Raw genomic sequence first — 22,033 nt, forward strand, 5'->3', positions numbered from 1 at the left:
ACCTTTTGGCCGCTGTTCGTCCAACCTCAGCCGGTGGCCTCGGCCGCCGCGCGGCCCGCCACGCGGCCGGAGAACAGGCAGCCGCCCAGGAACGTCCCCTCCAGGGCGCGGTAGCCGTGCACGCCGCCGCCGCCGAAGCCGGACGCCTCACCGGCCGCGTAGACGCCGTCCAACGGGGTGCCGTCGTCCTTGAGCACCCGCGCCGACAGGTCGGTGTGCAGGCCGCCCAGCGTCTTGCGCGTCAGCACGGACAGCCGCACGGCGATCAGCGGCCCGGCCTTGGGGTCCATCAGGGCGTGCGGCTCGACCACCCGGATCAGCTTGTCGGTGAGGAACCGGCGCGCCTCGCGCATGGCGTTGACCTGCATGTCCTTGCCCAGCCCGGACAGCACCTGGAGGTCGCGGGCCGCGATCGTGCGCCGCAGCCCGGCCGCGTCGATCAGCGACGTGCCGGTCAGCTCGTTCATGCCGGCCGCCAGCTCCTCGGGCGTGCGGCCGAAGACGAACTCCTCGGACCGCTTGGCGAACTCCTCCACCGGCGCGACCGCGCCCGGCAGCGCCCGCTTCAGCACGGCCCGCACGTCCTTGCCGGTCAGGTCGGGGTTCTGCTCGGACCCGGACAGCGCGAACTCCTTGCCGATGATCCGGGAGTTCAGCACGAACCACGAGTAGCCGTGGCCGGTCTTGACGATGTGCTCCAGCGCGCCGAGCGCGTCGAACCCCGGGAACAGCGGGATCGGCAGCCGCGCGCCGGTCGCGTCCAGCCAGAGCGACGACGGCCCGGGCAGGATGCGGATGCCGTGCCGGTTCCACACCGGGGCGTAGTTGGCGATGCCCTCGGGGTAGTGCCACATGCGGTCCTCGTTGATGATGCCGCCGCCGGAGCTCTGCACGACCCGCAGCATCTCGCCGTCCACGTGGTCGGGCACGCCCGACAGCATGTGCTCGGGCGGCGTGCCCAGGCGGGAAGGCCAGTTGCGGCGCACCATCTCGTGGTTGGCGCCGATGCCGCCGGAGGTGACGACGACGGCCTGCGCGCGCAGCTCGAAGTCGCCGGTGGCGGTGCGCGAGCTGGGCTCGCCGCGACCGGCCGTGCTGAGCTCCAGCACCTCGCCGCGCACGCCGTCCACCGCGCCGCCGGTGGTGGTCAGCCCGGTCACGCGGTGCCGGAACCGCAGCTGCACGAGCCCGCGCGCCACGCCCTCGCGGACCCGGCGCTCGAACGGCGCGACGATGCCCGGCCCGGTGCCCCAGGTCACGTGGAAGCGCGGGACGGAGTTGCCGTGGCCGTCGGCCAGGTACCCGCCGCGCTCGGCCCACTGCACGAGCGGGAACCAGCGCACGCCCATGCCGTGCAGCCACGACCGCTTCTCGCCCGCGGCGAAGTGCACGTACGCCTCGGCCCACCGACGCGGCCAGTGGTCGGCCTCCCGGTCGAACGCCGCCGAGCCCAGCCAGTCCCGCAGTGCCAGCTCCGCCGAGTCCTTGACCTTCAGCCGCCGCTGCTCGGGGCTGTCGACCAGGAACAACCCGCCGAAGGACCAGAACGCCTGGCCACCGAGCGACGCCTCGGGCTCCTGGTCGAGCAGGATCACCCTGCGCCCGGCGTCGACCAGTTCGGCGGTGGCGACCAGGCCCGCGAGGCCCGCGCCGACCACGATGACATCCGCGTCATGTGCCATCGGGCGAGTCTAGATCGAAGCTCCGGCGGCGCACGAGACTTGAGGAAGATTCATCTTCGTGCGGGGTGAGGTGTTCCACGCGGTGCCCCGGATCGGCCCGGTGACCCGGCGGTGACAATTCGGTAACGGGCGCGCGGGGTGATTTCCTCCACGCCGCCGCCGACGACATCCGCGCATTCGGGAACGACTCCGGCGAACCCGGCGTCGACGGTGATCGTGATCGCTCCCGCCCCGGGCGGGGCACTTCCGGGAACCGGCGGACATCCCCATTGGGTTGTCGGTCCGGCTGCGGACTTCCGCGTCGGCACGGCCTGTTCTCGGACTTCGCGGGTGGGGCGGGAGCGGTGGCAAAGGCCGCCGGCCGTGCGGTGGGGGGAACCGTCCGGCCGACGGCGGTCGGGCATGCGCGGGCGCACCTGCAACGTCTCGGGGAGAGGTGCCGCGCGGGCCTCGGGGGGAGGGGCCTCGCGGGGCCTGACGTCCGGTGCGGCGTCCACGTGCCGACCAGCAGTAGAACGGGTGGTGACCGGTGGGTGTTCCCCGGATGGGCCGGGGGTGTCGGGGTCACGAAGAGTGTTCGGAAAGGCCCTCGGTCAGCCCTCGTCGCGCAGCTCCGCCATCCGGCCCTCGGCGTGCTCCAGCCTGGTCCGCGCGGTCTCGGCGTGGCGCTTGGCCTTGCCCAGCCGGGCCGCCGCCTCGCGCTCGGCCCGCTGCGCCCGCCGCAGCTCGGCCTGCAGGTCGGCGACGCGGTCCTCGTGCTCGGTCACGACCTGCTCGGCCTCCGCGACGGCGTCGTCCGCCTTGCGCACGTCCGCCCGGGCCGCGTCGATGTCGTCGCGGGCCTTGGCGAGCTGCCGCTCCCGCCGCTGCTCACGGCGGGGCGCGAGGTCGTCCCGGACCGGGGTGGCCGTCTCGCTCAACGGGCCGAAGCCGGACTGCTCGACCGGCTTGACCAGCCGCCCGGCCCGGATCCGGGCGCCGAGCACGGCGTCGGCCAGCGCCGCGGCCAACGTCGTGCGCACCTGCTGCACGGCGTCGGCACCCAGCGGCCGGCCCGCGTGGCTCGCCAGCACCTCGACCCGCCGCACGAGCGCGCTGAGCACGGCCCGCCGCCGCGCGCCCAACCGCCGCAGCGCCCCGCCGCGCAGGTCCTCCTGGGCGGCCCGCAGCTCGTCACCCAGCGCGAGCGCCTCGGCCAGGTCGGCCGGGTCCTCGCGGGCCAGCAGGTTCAGCGCCCACGCCGACGAGGTGGGCTTGCGCAGCGCCGACACCTGCTTGGCCAGCGCCTGGTCGCCGCGGTCCGCGGCCGCCCTGGCGTGGGCGTCCCGGGCCGCGACGAACTCCGCCGGCGGCAGGGCGTACAGCTCGTCGGCGATCCGGTCGATCGGTGCGGCGTCCACGATGTCGACCAGTGTGCCCGCGATCGCGTTGATGTGCGATTTGTTACCGATTTCCCGCGCTCGTGAGCGGTTCACCGTTGACAGTGTTTGACATTCCGACCGGTCGGCTCTTGACTGGAGGTGTCGCACTCGTTCCTGAGTTGTGCGGCACTTCCGACGTGTTCCCGCAATAGACCGTTCAGTCCAATGTGGACACTTCTATTGGGCTGTTCGTCCGATTGTTAGCGGGGACCCGGGGAGATGTGCTTGCGCCAATCTTTCCCCACGAAGGGTTTGCGCCGTGATCAACTCGGGAAGTCGGTGGAGACACCGCACCAGCGCGGCCTTGCTGGCCGCCGTGCTGGGCACCACTGGGTTCGGCTTCGCCGCCGGTACGGCCGTCGCGCAGGAGGCGCCGACCGCGCCCGCGCCGGCCGACAAGCAGCTCGACAAGCAGGACCGGGAGCGCATCGCCGAGGCCGAGCGGGCCGGGCAGGCGAACGTCACGCTCCTCGTCGCCGCCGAAGCGGGCAAGCTGGACTCCGCCGCCAACGACCTCAAGGCACTCGGCGGTGTGGTCGAGTCCACCGAGCGCGACGTCGACTACCTCAAGGTCTCCGTCCCGCGGGACAAGGCCGAGAAGGCCGCCAAGCTCGCGTCCGTGAACGCGGTGGACGTCGACGGCCTGGTCGTCCTGGACAACCCTCGCCCCGAGGGCGCGACGAACCCGCTGCCGCAGCCGGCGCCGGGCAAGTCCACGCCCAAGAAGAACCCGTACATGCCGACGCAGGACACCAAGGCGGCGCAGTTCACCGACGAGCACCCCAAGTGGGACGGCCGCGGCGCGACGATCGCCATCATGGACTCCGGCATCGACCTGGACCACCCGGCCCTGGCGACCACCACGACCGGTGAGCGCAAGATCGTCGACTGGTACAACGCCAACGCCACCAACTCCGGCGACGGCACCTGGCTGCAGGTCTCGGGTCGCTACAACGGCACGTTCACCGCGGGCGGCGCGACCTACAAGGCGCCCGCCACCGGTGGTCCGTTCAGCTTCGGCACGTTCCGCGAGACCGCGGGCGACCTCGGCCTGGCCAACAGCGAGACCGGCGGCGACATCAACCGCGACGGCGACCGCACCGACACCTTCGGCGTGCTGCAGGACACCACGACGAAGGAGGTCCGGGTCGACACCGACGGCGACGGCGACTTCACCGACCAGGCCGCGATGATCGACTACAAGTACAAGAAGGACGTCGGCCACTTCGGCGCGGACAACCCGGCCACCCCGGTGCTGGACACCGTGGCGTTCGTGGTGCAGACCGACAAGTCGATCTACGACGCGGCCGGCACGGCGTGGGTGAACATCGGCATCGCCGGTGCCGCGCACGGCTCGCACGTCGCGGGCATCACCTCCGCCAACAAGCTGTTCGGCGGCAAGATGACGGGCGCCGCGCCCGGCGCGAAGCTGATGGCCGTCAAGGTCTGCCTCTCCACCCCGTCGTGCACCAACAGCGGCCTGATCGACGGCCTGCTGTACGCGGCGCGCAACGGCGCCGACGTCGTCAACATCTCCATCGGCGGCCTGCCCGCCCTCAACGACGGCAACAACGCGCGCGCGGAGCTCTACAACCGCACCATCGCCGAGTACAACGTGCAGGTGTTCATCTCCGCGGGCAACAGCGGCGCGGGCGCGAACACCGTGGGCGACCCGTCGGTGGCCACGGACGCGGTCAGCGTCGGCTCCTACATCACGGCGGACACCTGGCTGTCCAACTACGGCTCGGTGACCAAGCAGAAGGAGAGCCTGCACGGCTTCTCCTCGCGCGGCCCGCGCGAGGACGGCGGGTTCAAGCCGAACATCGTCGCGCCCGGCTCGGCGATCTCCACCACGCCGCAGTGGCAGGCGCCCGGCCCGGTGGCCGGCACCTACGACCTGCCCGCCGGCTACGCCATGTTCAACGGCACCTCGATGGCCGCCCCGCAGGCGACCGGCGCGGCCGCGCTGCTGGTCAGCGCCTACAAGGCCGAGCACAACGGCGAGCGCCCGCCCGTCGCGGCGCTGCGCAACGCGATCCAGTCCGGCGCCAAGTGGGTCCCCACCCTCCAGGCGTACGAGCAGGGCGCGGGCCTGTTCGACACCAAGCGCGCGTGGACGCAGCTCAACGCGCACCCGGAGCCCCAGGCGGTCAGCACCTCGGTGACCGTGAGCACCGCGCTGTCGGCGCTGCTGGCCACCCCGAACACCGGTGTCGGCATCCACGACCGCGAGGGCGTCGTCGTGGGCAAGGAGTACACCCGCACCTACACCCTGACCCGCACCACCGGCCCGGACCGCAACCAGAGCTTCGTGGTCAACTGGCAGGGCAACGACGGCACGTTCTCGTCCAAGGCGTCGGTGACGCTGCCGCTGAACAAGCCCGTGTCGTTCGACGTGAAGGTCAAGCCGAAGGCGGCGGGCGCGCACTCGGCCGTGCTGCGGCTGGACAACGTGCTCACCCGCGGCGTCGACGTGTTCACCCTGAACACCGTCTTCGCGGCCGACGAGTTCACCGCGGCCAACAAGTACGCGGTGACCAAGACGGGCACGCTCCCGCGCAACCAGTCGAAGAGCTTCTTCGTCAAGGTGCCCGCGGGCACCAGCGCGCTGAAGGTCGACATGGCGGCCGGCGGCGCCGAGGCGGGCAAGGGCCAGGTCCGGTTCCTGCGCTTCGACCCGTACGGCGTGCCGTTCGACACCACGTCGTCGACCAACTGCTACAACCCCGACGCGGGCGCGGGCTGCACCGGTGGCTCGCCCACCAGCCGCACGGTCAGCAACCCGACGCCGGGCGTGTGGGAGGTCGTGCTCGAGGCCCGGCGCACCTCCGACGCCGACGCCGCGCCGTACTCGGTGACCGCGTCCGTGCTGGGCACGACGATCAGCCCGAACCCGGACACCATCGAGTCGGTCACCGCCGGCACGCCGGTCGCCCGGCAGTACACGGTGACCAACTCGCTGGCCGCGTTCACCGGCAAGCTCGTCGGCGGTCCCCTGGCCAGCGCCCGGATCGACCGCCCGACCATCGCCGACGCGACGGCCCAGAACTACGACCTGACCGTCGCACCCGGCTCGACGTCGCTGCGCGCGACGATCGGCCGGACCAGCGACGTGTCGGCCGACCTGGACCTGTTCGTCTACAACTGCACGTCCGGCGCCTGCGTGCTGGCCGGGCAGTCGGCGGACGGCGACTCCGAGGAGTCGGTGACGATCCCGAACCCGGCCGCCGGCGCGTGGCGGGTGCAGGTCGACGGCTACGAGGTGCCCTCGGGCACCACGGAGTACGACTACATCGACCTGTTCACCGCCGCGGGCCTCGGCTCGATCGCGGTGACCGACGCCGACGCCGAGCGCACGGCCGGCGCCTCCTGGGTGGTCCCCGCCACGGTGACCGCCACCGGGCAGGCCGGCGCGGGCCGCGTGCTGCGCGGTGAGCTGACCGTGCAGACCTCCGAGGGCGCGGTCGTCGGCCGCGGCGCGGTGATCATCAAGAACGTGGTCTGACGCCACGTCGCCCGACCCTCAGGGCCACTCCCGCTTCGCGCGGGGGTGGCCCTGAGCCATTTCGGGGGTCAGGGCGTCGGGTCGCCGTTGGACAACGGCTCGTCCACGTCCACCCGGCTGACCCCCGCGACGGCGGGCACCCGGGCCACCGCCTCGATGGGCACGGTCGCGCGCACGTAACCGACGGCGGTGTCGGTGGACTCGACCGTCGCGCCCAGCCCGCGCAGGCCCTCGGCCACCTCGGCGGCCCGGTCGCGCTCGGTGGAGACGGTCAGGCCGACGGTGCTCGCGCCGTCCCTCCTGGCCCGGTCGAGCGCGCCCCGGGCGCTCGGGCCGAGCTTGCCCGGTGTCACGGGCACCGACGTCACCCCTTCCGCACCGGTGGTGGCCGGCGGCCCGGTCTCCGCGGGCCGCTGGGCGCAGCCCGCCAGCACCAGCCCCGCCAGCACGGTCACCACGAACCCTCGCACGAAGCCTCCCCGGAGCCGATCCCACCACCAGGACGGACCGGGTGGTCAGCGCGGTTGCACGGCCTGGTCCGGCCCGCTGAACGCCTGCACCCGCTCCTCGCCGTCGACGCTGTCCCCGAACACCCGGTTGTCCGACGAGCCGTTGGCCGTCCGCGTGAGCGCGACCCCGTTGCCGCGGGGCAGCTCGCGCACCCGCACCTGCGGCAGCGCGCCGGGGTGCCGCGACCGCAGCCAGCCGACCAGGTGCTCGCGCGCCACGCACCGCAGGTCCCACAGCCGCCCCGCGTCCGACGCGCTGACCAGCGCCCGGACCCGCACGAACGACCCCACCGCGTCGGTCACCTGCAGCACGCACACCCGGCCGTCCCACAGGTCGCTCGCCTCCAGGGCGGCCCGCAGCTCGTGCCGCAGCTCCTCCACCGGCACCGTCCAGTCCAGGTCCAGCTCGACCGTGCCCAGCAGCGCCGACTGCGTCCGCGTCCAGTTCTCGAACGGCGTCTTCAGGAAGTAGGCGGTGGGCAGGATCAGCCGCCGGTCGTCCCACAGGTGCACGACCACGTAGGTGAGGGTGATGTCCTCGATGCGCCCCCACTGCTTCTCCACGACCACCACGTCGTCCAGCCGCAACGCGTCGCTGAACGCGATCTGCACGCCCGCGAACACGTTGCCCAGCAGCGACTGCGCGGCCAGCGCCGCGATCGCGCCGATGACACCGGCGGAGGCGAGGATGCTGGTCCCGGCGGCGCGGGCGTTCGGGAACGTCATCAGCACCGCGGCCGCCGCCAGCACGCTCACCACGACCACGGTGACCCGCCGGACCAGCGTGATCTGCGTGTGCACGCGGCGGGCGTGCCGGTTGTCCGAGACGTCGACCCGGATGCGGGCCAGCGTCGCGTCCTCGACCACCACCAGCAGCGCGGCGAGCAGCCACGCGCCCGCCAGGATCAGCGCTATCCCGGTGACGTGCAGCGCGACGGGACGCCAGTCGCCGTGCGCCACCACGCCGAGCGAGAACTGCACCGCCACCAGCGCGGCCACCGCCACCGCGGGCTTGTGCGCGTGCCGGGCGAGGCCCGCGAACAGGTCCGACCGCCTGCCGATGCGGCGGACCACCCGGTGGACGAGCGTGACGGCGAGCAGGGCGACCAGCAGCGAGCCGGCGAACGTGACCAGGGCTGCGAGCACGGGAAGGGCACCTCCTCAGTGCGCGGGTTCGTCCGAACAGCCGTACCCGGGTGCGCCGTCGATCAGCCGTCCGCGCGGATTGTGCGAGTTATCCCACTATCAGTGGAGTTTGATCACCCCGGTCGCGCTCCGGCTCCACCCGCGGGTGGCCGGCCCCGTTGCTACGGTGGAGTAACTTGCCGGGGGCTACGCACGAGTAGGTGGAGGCGACGGTGTTCGTGGAGTCCGAAGGCGCGCGGCTCGCCGTGTTCGAGTCGGGCGACCGGTCCGCGCCGACCGTCGTCCTGGTGCACGGCTACCCCGACACCCACCGGGTGTGGGACGGCGTCGTCCCGGTGCTGGCCGAGCGGTTCCACGTGGTCACCTACGACGTGCGGGGGGCTGGGGCGTCCTCCGCGCCGCGCGGCCTGGCCGCCTACCGGCTGCCGGTGCTGGCCCGCGACCTGTTCGCGGTGGTCGCGGCGGTCAGCCCGGACGCGCCGGTGCACGTCGTCGGGCACGACTGGGGCTCGGTGCAGGCGTGGGAGGCCGTGACCGCGCCGGGCGCGCCGATCGCGTCCTTCACCTCGATCTCCGGGCCGTGCCTGGACCACGTCGGCCACTGGCTGCGCGACCGGCGGACCGGCCGGCGCTTCGCCCAGCTGCGGCACTCCTGGTACATCGCCGCGTTCCACCTGCCGTTCGTCGCGCCCCTGGCGTGGCGGTACGTGGTCGGGCCCCGGTGGTCGACGATCGTGCGCAGGCTGGAGGGCGTCACGTCGCACGTGTCGCCGACCGTGGCGCGGGACGGGGTGCACGGCATGGCGCTGTACCGGGCGAACTTCGTGCCCCGGCTGCGCTCGCCCCGCGAGCGGCGGACCGACGTCCCGGTGCAGCTCGTGCGGCCGACCCGCGACCGGTACGTCACGCCCGGCGTCATCGAGGACGTCGAGCGGTGGGCCTCGGACGTGCGGCGGCGCGTGGTCGACGCCGGGCACTGGGCGCCGGTCACGCACGCCGGGGAGGTGGCCGCCCTGGTCGCCGACCACGTCACCGCGCACAGCCGTTCCAGCTGAAGCCCGCGAGCGCCTCCCGGGCCCGCTGCCGGCCGAGGTTCCACGAGCGCCAGTCGTCCGGCTCGACGCGGCGGAACTCCAGGGCGCAGTCCCGCAGCTCCGGCGGCAGCCCCGCGAGCGCCGGCACGGCGTCGTCCGACAACCGGGCCAGGTACCAGACGTCGATCTTCCCGGTGGCCTCGTAGCGCTCGACGTTCCGCTCGGCGGCGAACCGGTCGGGGTTCAGCGCGGCGAGCCCGACCAGGGCGGCGAACCCCGTGCCGACGACCGCGCGGGCCAACCACCCCGCGCGCAACCGCACGCCCGCGGCCAGGACCAGCAGGTACACCGCGCCCAGCCACAGCTCGCAGCCGGCGACCGCGACGCGCGCCACCGTGAAGCCGTACGCCTGCTGGTAGAGCCACATGCGGGCCAGCGCGGAGGCGACGATGACCAGGGTGAGCCCGCTGAGCGCGCCCAGCAGGCCGCGCAACCAGCGGCGGTCCGCCGGCGAGTCCAGGTGGGCGAACCGCGCGACCACCGCGATCACGCCCAGGGTGAGGACGGTGACGGCGAGCAGCTGCCAGAAGCCGCTGCGGGCGTAGTCGGCGTAGGTCAGGTCGGGGGTGACGAGGACGTGCTCGTCGCCCGCGAACAGCGTGTCGACCTGGACCACCACGAAGGCGGTGAAGAGCAGCACCAACGCGCCGACGGGCAGCGCCCAGTCGCGGCGCGCGACCGTCCGGGGCAGGTCGGACGGCTCGTCGGCGTCGACGGGGGAGACGCGCAGGTGCGCCGCGCCGACCGCGCCCAGGCCGACCACCGCGAACAGCACGACCGGTTGGCCGGACGGCTCGTCCGGGGCGAGGGAGCCGAGGAGGTCGGCGAACGCCGCGTCCGCGCCGGCCAGCAGCGGGACGAACACCAGCAGGAGGCCCGCGGTGACGAGGACCGGCCGGGTGAGCGGAGGCGTGCCGGCCCGCCGGACCCCGCGGGCGAGCCAGGGCACCGCCCGGACCGCGGCGACCGGCACCGCGCCCGCGCCGACCAGGAGGCCGCGCGCGGTGCGCCCCCCGGCGACCGCGAGCGAGGCCGCGGCGCAGCCGGCGGCGGCGCACAGCGCGAACAACCAGCCCGCCGCGACGACCGCCCCGACGCCGAAGAGGGCGACGGAGAGCACCGCCCAGCCGGGTCGGACGTGGCGCAGGAGGGCGAGGACGAGGGCCGCGGTCAGCGCCCAGCCGAGGCCGGGTTCGGTGGGGGGCAGCAGGGCGGCGGCCGCGGTCCCGGCGAGCGCGCCGATGAGCAGCGCGCGGTGGGGTGTCATGGGGTGGTGCCTCCAAAGGGCGCACTCCACCGCCCCGCCGTGCGTGGTGGCGGGGTGGGGATGGGTTGGGTTTCCGGCGCGCGGGGGCCGGGCTGCTCAGGCCCGCTCCGGGGCCGCCCCGGGCCGCCGGCGCGCGTCGGCGGCCGGTTCGGCGGCAGCTCGGAGCCGGGAATTGTCGGTGGTGCGTGGTTGACTGAAGATCAGGGTTCCCCTGGGTGGGGACGCTTGCCGTGCACTGCCCTTCAGGCGGTCGGGCCGGTATCCGCCGGAGGATTCGGCGGCGCGGAATTCGGCGGTGCGGAGTCCTGCGGCGCTGAGTCCTGTGGCGCCGAGTCCGGCGGTGCGGTGGCCGGCAGGGTCGCCCTGATCCGGCAGCCCGGCCCGTCCACCACGGCGATGGTGCCGCCGTGCAGGTCCACCACCCACCGGGCGATGCTGAGCCCGAGCCCCGTGCCGCCGTCACCGGCCCGCTCGCCCCGCGTGAAGCGCTCGAAGACCCGCTCCCGGTCCCGCGGCGCGATGCCCGGACCGTCGTCGGCGACCTCCAGCACCAGCTCCGCCCCGACCGACGCGGAGACCCGCACCTCACCACCCGCCGGGCCGTGCCGGACCGCGTTGTCCAGCAGGTTCGCCACCACCTGCGCCAGCCGCGCCTCGTCCGCGTACACGGTCGCCGAGGGCGGCGACACGTCCACGGTGAACCGCACCCCCCGGGCGGCCACCGAGGTCTCCGCGACGACCTCCTCCAGCAGCGGCCGCACGGCGAACTCGGCCTTGTCCAACCGGTGCGCCCCGGCGTCGATCCGCGACAGGTCCAGCAGCTCGGCCACCAACCGGCCCAGCCGCTCGGTCTGCGCCAACGCCGTCCGCATCGTCGCCGCGTCCGGCCGCGCCACCCCGTCCACGACGTTCTCCAGCACGTTCTGCAACGCGGTGATCGGCGTCCGCAGCTCGTGCGAGACATTCGCGATCAGCTCCCGCCGCTGCCGGTCCGCCGCACCGAGGTCCGCCGCCATCTGGTTGAACGCCCCGGCCAGCTCGCCGACCTCGTCCCGCGCCGTCGCGCGCACCCGCCTGCTGTAGTCGCCGGCCCGCATCGCCCGCACCGCCGCGGTCATGTCGCGCAACGGCCGGGTCATCCCGTGCGCGAGCACCTGGGACGTCACCAGCACGATCGCCACCGCCCCGAACGTGGTGCCCGGCGCGAGCCACCCGATCCGCCACCGGAAGAACGCGAACCCGGCCGCCATCGCCGACACCAGCAGGATCCCGAGCTTCAGCTTGATCGACCGCACCGGGTCGAGCGGGCGCGGCAGCAGGTCGACCGCCGTCCCCAACGCCGACCGCAGGCTCACCGGGGCACCTCCAACGCGTAACCGATCCCGTGCACGGTCCGGATCAGGTCCGTGCCCAACTTCCGCCGCAGCGCCTTGATGTGGCTGTCCACGGTCCGCGTCCCCGTCCCGTCCGCCCACCCCCACACCTCGCTGAGCAGCCGTTCCCGCGACTGCACGGCCCGCGGCCGTTCGGCGAGGTGCACCAGCAGCTCGAACTCGGTCGGCGTCAGGTGCGCCTCCTCCCCGCCGCGCACCACCCGCCGCTCCGCCAGGTCGATCTCCAGGTCGGCCACGGTGATCCGGGACGAGGCCGCCGACGCCGACCGCTCCACCCGCCGCAGCAGCGCGTGCACCCGCGCGGCCAACTCGCGGATCGAGAACGGCTTGGTCAGGTAGTCGTCCGCGCCGACCGCGAGCCCCACGAGCAGGTCCGTCTCGTCGCCGCGCGCGGTCAGCATGAGCACCGGCACGGGCCGGTCGGCCTGGATGCGCCGGCACACCTCCAACCCGTCGAACCCGGGCAGCATCACGTCCAGCACGACCAGGTCGGGCCGGACGTCACGGGCCCGCGCGACCGCCGACGGCCCGTCGTGCGCCACCACCACCTCGAACCCCTCGGCCCGCAGCCGCGCGGCCACGGACTCGGCGATGGTCGGGTCGTCCTCGACCACCAGAACGCGCCGTGTCATGCGGCCGACTCTAGGTGCGGGCCGTGGAGACGTCCGGGGCGAGTTGTGAACGTCCTGTGGAGACCTCCCCGGGCGACCCGCGCCCGCCCCGAGCGTGGCGGACGGCCGATCAGGCGAATCTGGGAGCGCTCCCAGGGCTGGGCTGCCAAGCTGGAGGGCGGGCGGGGCTTCGACGAGGAGGTCTGGTCGTGCGGAGGACGTTCGGCGTGGCGTTGGCGTTCGTCTCGGCGGTGTCCGGCGCGCCCGCCGCGCAGGCGGAGCCGGGCGTGGTGGAACTCGCCCTGCTGCCCGGGGGCACCAAGGGGACCGCGCTCGCGATCAACGACGCCGGGGTGGTCGTCGGCCGCTCCACGGCGGCGGACGGGCGGACGCGGCAGGTGCGGTGGGACGCGGAGGGCCGGATCTCCGAGCTGGTCCCGCCGGCCGGTGCCAACCCCGGCCGGGTGTTCGGCGTCGACGCGGACGGCGCGGCGTACGGCAACACCAGCACGGCGGACCGCTGGGCGCAGGCCACCAAGTGGCACCCCGACGGTTCGGCGACCGTCCTCGACGTCCCCGCGGGCGACACCTACGGCTTCGCCGTCGCGGTGAACGGCAGCGGCACGGTCGTCGGCTACAGCGGCGACCACCGGACCGGAACCCGCCGCGCCCTGCGCTGGGACCGCGACGGGACCGCGACGGTGCTGCCCGGCCTCGGACCGGCGACCGAGGCCACCGCGATCGACGAGGCCGGGGCGATCGCGGGCATCACCACCACCGCCGACGACGTGGCCCACTACGTGCGCTGGGACGACGGCGTGCTCACGGAGCTGGGTGCGGTGCCCGGCGCGACGCACTCCGCCGTCGCGCAGGTCGAGGGCCGCTACGTCGTCGGCGACGTCCAGCGCGACGACCGCACGGGGTACGGCGTGCGGTGGGACGGCCCGGTCCTCGCCGAGGTGCCGACGCCGCAGGGCTTCAGCACCCTGCTCGCGGTCGCCGCGGACGGCACCGCGTACGGCACGGTGAACGGCAAGCCGGTGCGGTGGGCGGCCGACGGCGGGGTGGCGATCATGCCCCTGCCGACCGGGTACGCCGCGGGCGAGGTGACGCGGCTCAACGACCGCGGGGTGGCCGCGGGCACGGCGATCAGCCGGTACAACCGGCCCGTCAGGTGGTCGCCGGACGGTCGGGTCGAGCTGTTGCCGGTGCCCTCCGGGACCTACGGCTTCGCCCAGGGCGTCAACGGGCACGGTGTCGTGGTCGGCGAGTACGGCGGGCGGCCGCTGCTCTGGCCGTGAGCGCGCCCTAGGCTGACCGGGTGGCTGACGCGGTCCTGGAGGCGGTGCTGGAGCGGATCACGTTCGCCAACGAGGAGACCGGGTACACGGTCGCCCGCGTCGACCCCGGCCGCGGCGGTGACCTGGTCACGGTGGTCGGGTCGCTGCTCGGCGCGCAGCCCGGCGAGTCGATCCGGATGCGCGGCCGCTGGGGCTCCCACCCGCAGTACGGCAGGCAGTTCCACGTGGAGGACTACACGACCGTCCTGCCCGCCACCGTGCAGGGCATCCGCCGCTACCTCGGCTCCGGCCTGATCAAGGGCATCGGCCCGGTGCTGGCCGACCGGATCGTCACCCACTTCGGCGTGGGCGCGCTGGACGTCATCGAGCACGAGCCGCAGCGCCTGATCGAGGTGCCGAAGCTCGGGCCGAAGCGCACCAGGCTGATCGCGGCCGCGTGGGAGGAGCAGAAGGCCATCAAGGAGGTGATGGTCTTCCTCCAGGGCGTCGGCGTGTCGACGTCCCTGGCCGTGCGCATCTACAAGCAGTACCAGGACAAGGCGATCGACGTCGTCCGCGAGGAGCCCTACCGGCTCGCCAACGACGTGTGGGGCATCGGCTTCCGCACCGCCGACCAGATCGCGAAGGCGGTGGGCATCCCGCACGACAGCCCGCAGCGGGTGAAGGCGGGGCTGCAGTTCACGCTCTCCGAGGCCACCAACGACGGCAACTGCTACCTGCCCGAGAACGCGCTCATCGGCGAGGCGATCAAGATCCTCCAGGTCGACGCGGGGCTGGTGATCGACTGCCTGGCCGAGCTGGTCGCCGAGGAGGGCGTGGTCCGCGAGGTCATGCCGGACGGCGAGCCGGGCATCTACCTGGTCGCGTTCCACCGCGCCGAGGTCTCCCTGGCCAACCAGCTCCTGCGCCTGCTGCGGACCGAGGAGGAGCGCCTGCCCGCGTTTCGGTCCGTCGACTGGGACCGCGCGTTCGGGTGGCTCGGCGCGTCGCTGGAGGACCGGCAGCGCGACGCCGTCCGCCTCGCGCTGACCAGCAAGGTCGCCGTGCTGACCGGCGGTCCGGGGTGCGGCAAGAGCTTCACCGTGCGGTCGGTCGTGAAGCTGGCCGCGGCCAAGGGCGCGAAGGTGGTGCTGGCCGCGCCGACCGGCCGGGCCGCCAAGCGGCTCACCGAGCTGACCGGCCACGAGGCGAGCACCGTGCACCGGCTGCTGGAGCTCAAGCCCGGCGGTGACGCCGCCTACGACCGCGACCGGCCGCTCGACGCGGACCTCGTCGTCGTGGACGAGGCGTCGATGCTGGACCTGCTGCTGGCGAACAAGCTGGTCAAGGCCGTCGCACCGGGCGCGCACCTGCTGCTGGTCGGCGACGTCGACCAGTTGCCGTCCGTCGGCGCGGGGGAGGTGCTGCGGGACGTGCTGGCCACCGGCAGCCCGATCCCGAACGTCCGCCTCACGCACATCTTCCGGCAGGCGCAGCAGTCCGGCGTGGTGACCAACGCCCACCGGATCAACAACGGCGAGCACCCCGTCGTGCGGGGGCTGCCCGACTTCTTCCTCTTCCCCGCGGAGGAGGCCGAGGACGCGGCGGCACTGGTGGTCGACGTCGTCGCCAACCGCATCCCGCGCAAGTTCGGGCTGGCGCCCCGCACGGACGTGCAGGTGCTCGCGCCGATGCACCGGGGGCCGGCGGGCGCGGGCGGGCTGAACGCGTTGCTGCAGGAGGCCCTGACACCGTCCACACCGGACCGGCCGGAACGCCGGTTCGGCGGTCGGGTGTTCCGGGTCGGCGACAAGGTGACCCAGATGCGCAACAACTACGAGAAGAACGTCTTCAACGGCACGCTGGGCGTCGTCACGGCGATTGACGTCGTGGAGCAGAGGCTGACCGTTCGGACCGACGAGGAAGAGGACGTGGACTACGAGTTCGGCGAGTTGGACGAGCTGACCCACGCCTACGCCATGACGATTCACCGCTCACAGGGCAGTGAGTACCCGTGCGTCGTCATCCCAATCACGACGAGTGCGTGGATGATGCTCCAGCGCAACCTGCTGTACACGGCGGTGACGCGGGCCAAGAAGCTCGTCGTGCTGGTCGGGTCGCGCAAGGCGATCGGCCAGGCGGTCCGCACCGTGGGCGCGGGACGGCGCCACACGGCGCTGGACCACCGGCTCGGCCGCCTGGTCTGAGGCCCGCCTACCGCATCGGGAAGGCGATGTCGCAGACCTCGTCGTCCGGGCCCGCCGCGGCGAAGTCCGCGAAGTAGACCTCGCGCGGCGCGTCGTGGACCGCGTGCCCGTTCTCCTTGATCCACGCGGCGACGGCGTCGTAGGCGGAGAGGATCTGCGGGAACGCCACCTGCGCCTTGGTCAGCCGCACGTACGCCTCCCGGTGCGCCGGCTCGACCCGGGCCGCGACGCCGTCCGGCGGTTCCGCCGCGGCGATCGGCACGCACGCCTCCACCGGCCCGTCGCTGTCCTCGTTGACCTCGCCGTGGTAGACGACGAACGGCGCGGCGGACGCGCCACCGTGCTCGCCCGCCGCCCGCACCAGCCGGTCCAGCGACGAGCGCAGCCACTCCACGAGCGCGGGTTGCAGCAGGTGCCGCTGCTCGGTCAGGACGACCTGCTCGGGCACCTCGCGCTGCTCGACCTCGTACATCTCCAACAACCCCTTCCCTCCGGACAGCACGACGCGGAGGTGGGCGGCCAGGCCGCGTTGCACGGCCACCCGGTGCTCGACCCCGGCCCAGTACCCGGCGAGCAGGTCGGCCCGCCCGGCCTCGGGCGCGGCGACGATGCGGGCGACGTCCGCGAGCGGCATGTCGAGCCGGCGCAGCAGCGCCACCAGGCGCGCGGTGGCGAGCTGCTCCTCGCCGTAGCGCCGGTAGCCGTTGCCCGGGTCGACCTCGACCGGCCGCAGCAGGCCCTGGCGCTCGTACAGCCGCAGCGCCTTCACCGACAGGCGCGACCGGCGGGCGAACTCGCCGATGCCCAGCAATCGCGCCACCGCCACATCCTCCACGGCGACGACCCTGCGGCCGGACCCAGGGGACGGGTCAACACCCGGTTCACTGGCGGTAGTTCTCCACGGTGCCGGGCGGGCGGGGCTCGGCGGCGTCGGGGTCCATGCCCGCCGCGCGCCGGGCGCGCCGCTGGCGCAGCAGGTCCCACGTCTGGTCCAGGGCGACTTCGAGGTCGCGCAGCCGCCGGACGTCGCCCTCGCTGAGACCCTCCCCGATGCGTGACCCCTCCAACCGGTGCTCTTCGTCAACCAGCTGGGTGATTCGTGCGACCAGTTCCTCGTCCGTCACGACTCCTCCTCCATCCGGACCAAGGGCCGGGTACCTCCCGGTGCGCGACCGAAACCCGCCCCCGTGACGCTCGGCGACGGCCGGATCGCGGACGTGCGGGCGCCCGGCCCGTCCCGCATCCTCCTGCTGCTCGACCGTGGCGAGGAGGGAACAGCCGTGAAACCGACCAGACGTTCCGCGCTGGCGCTGGCCGCCGCCGGCGCCGCGGTGGCCGCGGTGATCACCGGGAGCACCCCGGGGACCGCCGGCCCCGCCCCCGGTGCCGCTCCCGGGGCGGCGGCCGGGCCGACCTACGTCTACCGGGTCCGGGCGCCCCTCGGCGACGCCGCCCGGGACCTGCTCGACCGCGGCTTCGACGTGCTGGAGCACCGCGACGGCGACGACCTGTTCGTGCTCGGTGACGCGGGCACCGGCGCGCGGATCGGGGAAACCGGGTTCAGCGCGGTCGTGGACGAGGTGCTGCCCCCGGCCCGGTGGCGGCCGCCGGGCCGGTCGCGGTCGTCGGCGGCCGACGTGGACGAGACCTACTTCGGCGGCTACCACACGGTCAACGCCCAGTGGGCGCACCTCGACCAGGTCGCGCAGCGGTACCCGGGCCTCGCCGCGGTCGTGGACTACGGCGACTCGTGGCGCAGGACGCAGGGCTCGGGCGGTTACGACCTGCGGGTGATCTGCCTCACCAAGAGGAACGCCGGCGACTGCGCGGTGGACCCGTCCGCGCCCAAGCCCCGGTTCTTCGTGCTGGGCCAGCTGCACGCCCGCGAGATCACCACCGGTGACGTGGCGTGGCGGTGGATCGACCACCTCACCGCGGGCTACGGGACCGACCCCGAGGTCACCGCGCTGCTGGACAGCACCGAGGTGTGGGTCGTGCCGATCGCCAACCCCGACGGCGTGGACGTCGTGCAGCAGGGCGGGAACTCGCCGCGCTACCAGCGCAAGAACGCCAACACCGCGAACGGGTCGAACTGCTCCGGCTCGTCGTCGTCCCAGGTCGGCGTCGACCTCAACCGCAACACCGACTCCCACTGGGGCGGCACGGGCACGTCGGCCAGGCCGTGCGACCAGACCTACAAGGGGCCGTCGGCCAACTCCGAGGTGGAGACCAAGGCGCTCCAGGCGCTGTGGCGCGGCCTCTACCGCGACCGCCGGGGCACGGGCACCACCGACGCCGCACCAGCCGACACGACCGGTGTCGTGGTGTCCCTGCACAGCTACGCCAACCTGGTGCTGTTCCCGTGGGGGTGGACGACCTCGTACAAGACGGGCAACGACGCGCCGCTGCGGGCGATGGCGAAGGACCTGGCCGCGCTGGCGGGCGGCTGGAAGTACGGGCAGCCCGGCGAGGTGCTCTACGACGCGGCCGGCGGGACGGACGACTGGGTGTACGACGAGCTGGGCGTGGCGTCGTTCGTGTGGGAGGTCGGCCCGGCCTCGGGGTCGTGCTCCGGGTTCTTCCCGACCTACTCGTGCCAGACCTCGACCTTCTGGCCGAAGGTCGGGCCGATGCTGACCTACGCCGCCAAGAGGGCCGCCGACCCCTACGCCCCACCCGCGTGAGTCGTACCTCCGGGTCCCGAGAGTCCTACGTTCAGGTCCCGAGAGTCCTACGTTCGGAGCGCGAGAGTCCTACGTCGGCGACCCCCGAGTTCAACGCTCAGGACGGCGAAGGGCCCTGCGGGCGCGATGCCCGCAGGGCCCTCCGAGGTGGTGCCGGGGTTACTTCAGGCCGTTGCCCATCGCGGTGACCAGCTCACCGTTCGAGGTGTCGCCGTCGAGCGACCAGAAGAACGCGCCGCCCAGGCCCTGGGTCTTGGCGTAGCTCATCTTGCCGCCGATGGTGGCCGGGGTGTCGTAGCTCCACCACTCGTTGCCGCAGTACGCGTACGCCGTGCCCGCGATCGTGCCGGTGGCGGGGCACTTGGTCTTGAGGACCTTGTAGTCCTCGATGCCCGCCTCGTACGTGCCGGGGGCCGCGCCGGTCGCCGCGCCGCCCGGGGCGGCCTGGGTGACGCCGGTCCAGCCGCGGCCGTAGAAGCCGATGCCCAGCAGCAGCTTGGCCGACGGCACGCCCTTGCTCTTCAGCTTCTGGATCGCCGCGTCGGAGTTGAAGCCCTCGGTCGGGATGCCCGCGTACGAGGTCAGGGGCGAGTGCGGAGCCGTCGGGCCCTTCGCCGCCCACGCGCCGAAGTAGTCGTAGGTCATGACGTTGTACCAGTCGAGGTACTGCGCCGCGCCGCCGTAGTCGGCCGCGTCGATCTTGCCGCCGTTGGAGCCGTCCGCCGTGATGGCGGCGGTGATCAGGTTGTTCGAGCCGAACCGGCTGCGCAGCGCCTGGGTCAGCGTCTTGAACGAGCCGAAGCCGCTGGTGTCGCAGGTCAGGCCGCAGGCGTTCGGGTACTCCCAGTCGATGTCGATGCCGTCGAACACGTCCGCCCAGCGCGGGTCCTCGACCAGCTTGTAGCACGAGTCGGCGAACGCGGCCGGGTTCTGCGCCGCCTGGCCGAAGCCGCCGGACCAGGTCCAGCCGCCGAACGACCACAGCACCTTCAGGTTCGGGTACATCTTCTTGAGCTTGCGCAGCTGGTTGAACGAGCCGCGCAGCGCGCCGGTGTCCCACGTGTCGGCGACGCCGTCGACGGAGTTCGCCGCGGTGTAGGCCATGTCGTAGTCGGCGTACGCGTCACCGATGGTGCACTGGCCGTTCTGCACGTTGCCGAACGCGTAATTGATGTGCGTCAGCTTCGCGGCCGAGCCGGAGGTGTGGATGTTCTTGACGAAGTACTGGCGACCGTAGACGCCCCACTGGGTGAAGTAGCCCAGGTTCTTCCGCGCGCCCACGGGCGGGTTGCTCGTGGTCGTCGTGGAAGTGGTGGTGGAGGTGGTCGTCGTGGTCGTCGTCGTGGACGTGGTGGTCGACGTGGTCGTGGTCGTCGTCGGGTTGGTGCCCCCGGCGTCACACGACGCGCCGTTCAGCTTGCAGTTGGCCGGGCCGCTGAACGCGCCGGAGTAGGCCACGTTGAAGCCGAAGCTCACCGACGCGCCCACGCCCACGTTGCCGTTCCACGTGTTCTTGACCGTCACGTGCTGGCCGCTGGTGGTGTAGGAGGCGTCCCACACGGAGCTGACCTTGTGACCGGCGGGCAGGTCGAACTCGACCGTCCACGAGGTCAGGGCGGCGGTGCTGCCGTTCTTGATGGTGTACTTGCCCTCGTACCCGGTGCCCCAGTCCGAGCCCTTGCTGAAGGTGGCCGAGACGCCGCCCGCGCCACTGGCCGCGGGTGCGACGACCAGGCCCACCACCAACGTGGCAACCGCCACGAACAACGCTGTGACATGCCATCGGATCTTGGACATCGTGCTCCTTGTCAGGAAAGGAGTGCAGGGTTGAGGCCACCATGTGGTTCAGACCACTTCACGGTCAAGGTCTAGACCATTTGTGTCACTCGAACGGAGTAGTGGGAAACCTTTCGGAACCGGTTCCGAACACGATCGACCACTAGGGGTGGGTCGGTCGAAAGTCTGATCGGGACCCAGACCTGGGTCCGACGTGCGCCGCCCGCCGTGCCGCCAGACTCGGTGCCGTCGAGGGGGACTCGACGCATCCGACAGGCAGGAGTTCGTCGATGGGCAAGAGGGGAACCGCCCTGGCCGCCATCGTGGGGTCGGCGGTCGTGGGGCTGGCGGTCGTGGGCACCGGGGGCACGGCGGTGGCCGAACCGCCGGCCGACCGGGCGGGCCGGGTCGACCGGCAGGTCGTCCAGCGGGCCGTGGACGAGATGGCGCGCACGGGGGCGCAGGGGGTCCAGGTCCGGATCACCGACGGGCGGCGGCAGTGGACCGCCCGCGCCGGCACGGCCGAGGTCGGCTCGCCGCGGCCCGTGCCGACCGACGGCCGGTTCCGGGTCGGGAGCATCACCAAGACGTTCGTGTCGACGGTCGTGCTCCAGCTCGTCGGCGAGGGCCGGGTCGAGCTGGACGCGCCCGTGCAGCGGTACCTGCCGGGGCTGCTCCCGCAGGGCGACCGGATCACCGTGCGGCACCTGTTGCAGCACACCAGCGGGCTCTACAACTACACCGCAGCGCTGCCGCTCGACCCGGACGGCCTGCTGGCCAACCGGTACCGGACGTGGACGCCGGCCGAGCTGGTCGCCCTGTCCACCGCCCGGCCGCTGGACTTCGAGCCGGGCACGGGCTGGCGCTACTCGAACACGAACTACGTCGTGGCCGGGATGCTGGTGGAGGAGGTCACCGGTCGGCCGTACCGGGAGGCCGTGGCGCAGCGCGTCCTGCGGCCGCTGGGCCTGCGGTCGACGTTCCTGCCCGGCACGCGCACCGACGTCCCCGGCCCGCACGCCCACGGGTACGTCCGGGCGGGCGGGCAGGTCGTGGACATCACCGAGCTGAACCCGTCGGTCGCCTCCGCCGCGGGCGAGATGATCTCCACGACGGCGGACCTCGACCGGTTCCTGGACGCGCTGCTGGCCGGCCGCCTGCTCCGCCCGGCGCAGCAGGCCGAGCTGACGTCGACCACCCCGATCAGCAACGGCTACGGCCTCGGCGTCGAGGCGACCCAGCTGCCGTGCGGCGTCACGGTGTGGGGTCACGGCGGTGACATCCCGGGCTACTCCAGCCTGATGGTCGGCACCCCGGACGCGAAGACCCGCCTGACGGCGTCCGTGACCTCCGCGCCCGACCCCGGCGCCGTCACGGGCGTCGAGGAGCTGCTGAACGAGGTGTTCTGCTGAGGTGGTGAGGGGCTTCCGGGGGTGGGGAAGCCCCTCACCACCCTC

At 73.3% G+C, this 22,033-nt stretch carries 16 protein-coding genes; 6 read left to right on the forward strand and 10 right to left on the reverse strand.

The annotated features are described in order from the left end of the window. Nucleotides 1-26: 26 nt before the first annotated feature. Nucleotides 27-1,682, reverse strand: a complete 1,656-nt coding sequence (locus ACIGNX_RS22790) for an FAD-binding dehydrogenase (protein WP_396542690.1) — start codon at nt 1,680-1,682, stop codon at nt 27-29. Between the two features lie 593 nt (nt 1,683-2,275). Further along, on the reverse strand, nt 2,276-3,082 hold the full coding sequence (locus tag ACIGNX_RS22795; RefSeq protein ID WP_396542691.1) for a hypothetical protein: 807 nt from the start codon (nt 3,080-3,082) through the stop codon (nt 2,276-2,278). Between the two features lie 280 nt (nt 3,083-3,362). Here ACIGNX_RS22795 and ACIGNX_RS22800 point away from each other — a divergent pair, with 280 nt between their 5' ends. Continuing rightward, nucleotides 3,363-6,608 carry a S8 family serine peptidase gene (locus tag ACIGNX_RS22800; protein ID WP_396542692.1) on the forward strand — a complete coding sequence of 1,082 codons (3,246 nt, stop codon included), beginning with the start codon at nt 3,363-3,365 and terminating at the stop codon, nt 6,606-6,608. Between the two features lie 68 nt (nt 6,609-6,676). Here ACIGNX_RS22800 and ACIGNX_RS22805 read toward each other — a convergent pair whose 3' ends face one another. Next, nucleotides 6,677-7,078, reverse strand: coding sequence for a hypothetical protein (locus tag ACIGNX_RS22805; protein ID WP_396542693.1), 402 nt, complete (start codon nt 7,076-7,078; stop codon nt 6,677-6,679). A gap of 45 nt (nt 7,079-7,123) precedes the next feature. Continuing rightward, nucleotides 7,124-8,263, reverse strand: a complete 1,140-nt coding sequence (locus ACIGNX_RS22810) for a mechanosensitive ion channel family protein (protein ID WP_396542694.1) — start codon at nt 8,261-8,263, stop codon at nt 7,124-7,126. 200 nt (nt 8,264-8,463) lie between these two features. On the opposite strand from ACIGNX_RS22810, the gene ACIGNX_RS22815 reads away from it, so the two are divergent. After that, complete coding sequence (locus tag ACIGNX_RS22815) at nt 8,464-9,318, forward strand: alpha/beta fold hydrolase (protein WP_396542695.1); 855 nt, start codon at nt 8,464-8,466, stop codon at nt 9,316-9,318. On the opposite strand, the gene ACIGNX_RS22820 is transcribed toward ACIGNX_RS22815, so the two are convergent. The 3 genes from ACIGNX_RS22820 to ACIGNX_RS22830 all read right to left on the reverse strand — a co-directional run bounded on the left by ACIGNX_RS22820 (nt 9,293) and on the right by ACIGNX_RS22830 (nt 12,650). Continuing rightward, the gene (locus ACIGNX_RS22820) at nt 9,293-10,624 is read right to left on the reverse strand and encodes a DUF4153 domain-containing protein (protein WP_396542696.1); all 1,332 of its coding nucleotides are present in this window, start codon (nt 10,622-10,624) and stop codon (nt 9,293-9,295) included. The two genes, ACIGNX_RS22815 and ACIGNX_RS22820, sit on opposite strands and share 26 nt — an antisense overlap. A 242-nt stretch (nt 10,625-10,866) precedes the next feature. Beyond that, nucleotides 10,867-11,979 (reverse strand): sensor histidine kinase, encoded by a 1,113-nt coding sequence (locus tag ACIGNX_RS22825; RefSeq protein ID WP_396542697.1) that lies wholly within the window; start codon nt 11,977-11,979, stop codon nt 10,867-10,869. Next, nucleotides 11,976-12,650, reverse strand: a complete 675-nt coding sequence (locus ACIGNX_RS22830; RefSeq protein WP_396542698.1) for a response regulator — start codon at nt 12,648-12,650, stop codon at nt 11,976-11,978. The genes ACIGNX_RS22825 and ACIGNX_RS22830 overlap by 4 nt, the downstream gene beginning before the upstream one ends. A gap of 188 nt (nt 12,651-12,838) precedes the next feature. On the opposite strand from ACIGNX_RS22830, the gene ACIGNX_RS22835 reads away from it, so the two are divergent. Both ACIGNX_RS22835 and ACIGNX_RS22840 read left to right on the forward strand, forming a co-directional pair. Further along, the gene (locus ACIGNX_RS22835) at nt 12,839-13,930 is read left to right on the forward strand and encodes a hypothetical protein (protein WP_396542699.1); all 1,092 of its coding nucleotides are present in this window, start codon (nt 12,839-12,841) and stop codon (nt 13,928-13,930) included. Nucleotides 13,931-13,950: 20 nt separating this feature from the next. Next, nucleotides 13,951-16,116: an ATP-dependent RecD-like DNA helicase gene (locus ACIGNX_RS22840; protein WP_396542700.1), complete on the forward strand. Its 2,166-nt coding sequence runs from the start codon at nt 13,951-13,953 to the stop codon at nt 16,114-16,116. A gap of 7 nt (nt 16,117-16,123) precedes the next feature. Here ACIGNX_RS22840 and ACIGNX_RS22845 read toward each other — a convergent pair whose 3' ends face one another. Together ACIGNX_RS22845 and ACIGNX_RS22850 are read right to left on the reverse strand one after the other, a co-directional pair. Continuing rightward, nucleotides 16,124-16,936 carry a MerR family transcriptional regulator gene (locus tag ACIGNX_RS22845; RefSeq protein ID WP_396542701.1) on the reverse strand — a complete coding sequence of 271 codons (813 nt, stop codon included), beginning with the start codon at nt 16,934-16,936 and terminating at the stop codon, nt 16,124-16,126. Nucleotides 16,937-16,997: 61 nt separating this feature from the next. Continuing rightward, entirely contained in the window at nt 16,998-17,240 is a 243-nt protein-coding gene (locus ACIGNX_RS22850; protein ID WP_396542702.1) for a DUF2630 family protein, read from the reverse strand. A 156-nt stretch (nt 17,241-17,396) separates the two neighbouring features. On the opposite strand from ACIGNX_RS22850, the gene ACIGNX_RS22855 reads away from it, so the two are divergent. Then, entirely contained in the window at nt 17,397-18,800 is a 1,404-nt protein-coding gene (locus ACIGNX_RS22855; RefSeq protein WP_396542703.1) for a M14 family zinc carboxypeptidase, read from the forward strand. Nucleotides 18,801-18,959: 159 nt separating this feature from the next. Here ACIGNX_RS22855 and ACIGNX_RS22860 read toward each other — a convergent pair whose 3' ends face one another. Further along, nucleotides 18,960-20,597: a glycosyl hydrolase family 18 protein gene (locus ACIGNX_RS22860; protein ID WP_396542704.1), complete on the reverse strand. Its 1,638-nt coding sequence runs from the start codon at nt 20,595-20,597 to the stop codon at nt 18,960-18,962. A gap of 269 nt (nt 20,598-20,866) precedes the next feature. On the opposite strand from ACIGNX_RS22860, the gene ACIGNX_RS22865 reads away from it, so the two are divergent. Next, the gene (locus ACIGNX_RS22865; RefSeq protein WP_396542705.1) at nt 20,867-21,988 is read left to right on the forward strand and encodes a serine hydrolase domain-containing protein; all 1,122 of its coding nucleotides are present in this window, start codon (nt 20,867-20,869) and stop codon (nt 21,986-21,988) included. Nucleotides 21,989-22,033: the final 45 nt, after the last annotated feature.

It is taken from the genome of Actinosynnema sp. NPDC053489, assembly GCF_044544865.1.
GTDB lineage: Bacteria > Actinomycetota > Actinomycetes > Mycobacteriales > Pseudonocardiaceae > Actinosynnema.

Coding starts and splice junctions, on each gene's coding strand:
- ACIGNX_RS22860 (WP_396542704.1), bottom strand. CDS start 20,597: ATGTCCAAGATCCGATGGCATGTCACAGCGTTGTTCGTGGCGGTTGCC.
- ACIGNX_RS22865 (WP_396542705.1), top strand. CDS start 20,867: ATGGGCAAGAGGGGAACCGCCCTGGCCGCCATCGTGGGGTCGGCGGTC.
- ACIGNX_RS22830 (WP_396542698.1), bottom strand. CDS start 12,650: ATGACACGGCGCGTTCTGGTGGTCGAGGACGACCCGACCATCGCCGAG.
- ACIGNX_RS22820 (WP_396542696.1), bottom strand. CDS start 10,624: ATGACACCCCACCGCGCGCTGCTCATCGGCGCGCTCGCCGGGACCGCG.
- ACIGNX_RS22790 (WP_396542690.1), bottom strand. CDS start 1,682: ATGGCACATGACGCGGATGTCATCGTGGTCGGCGCGGGCCTCGCGGGC.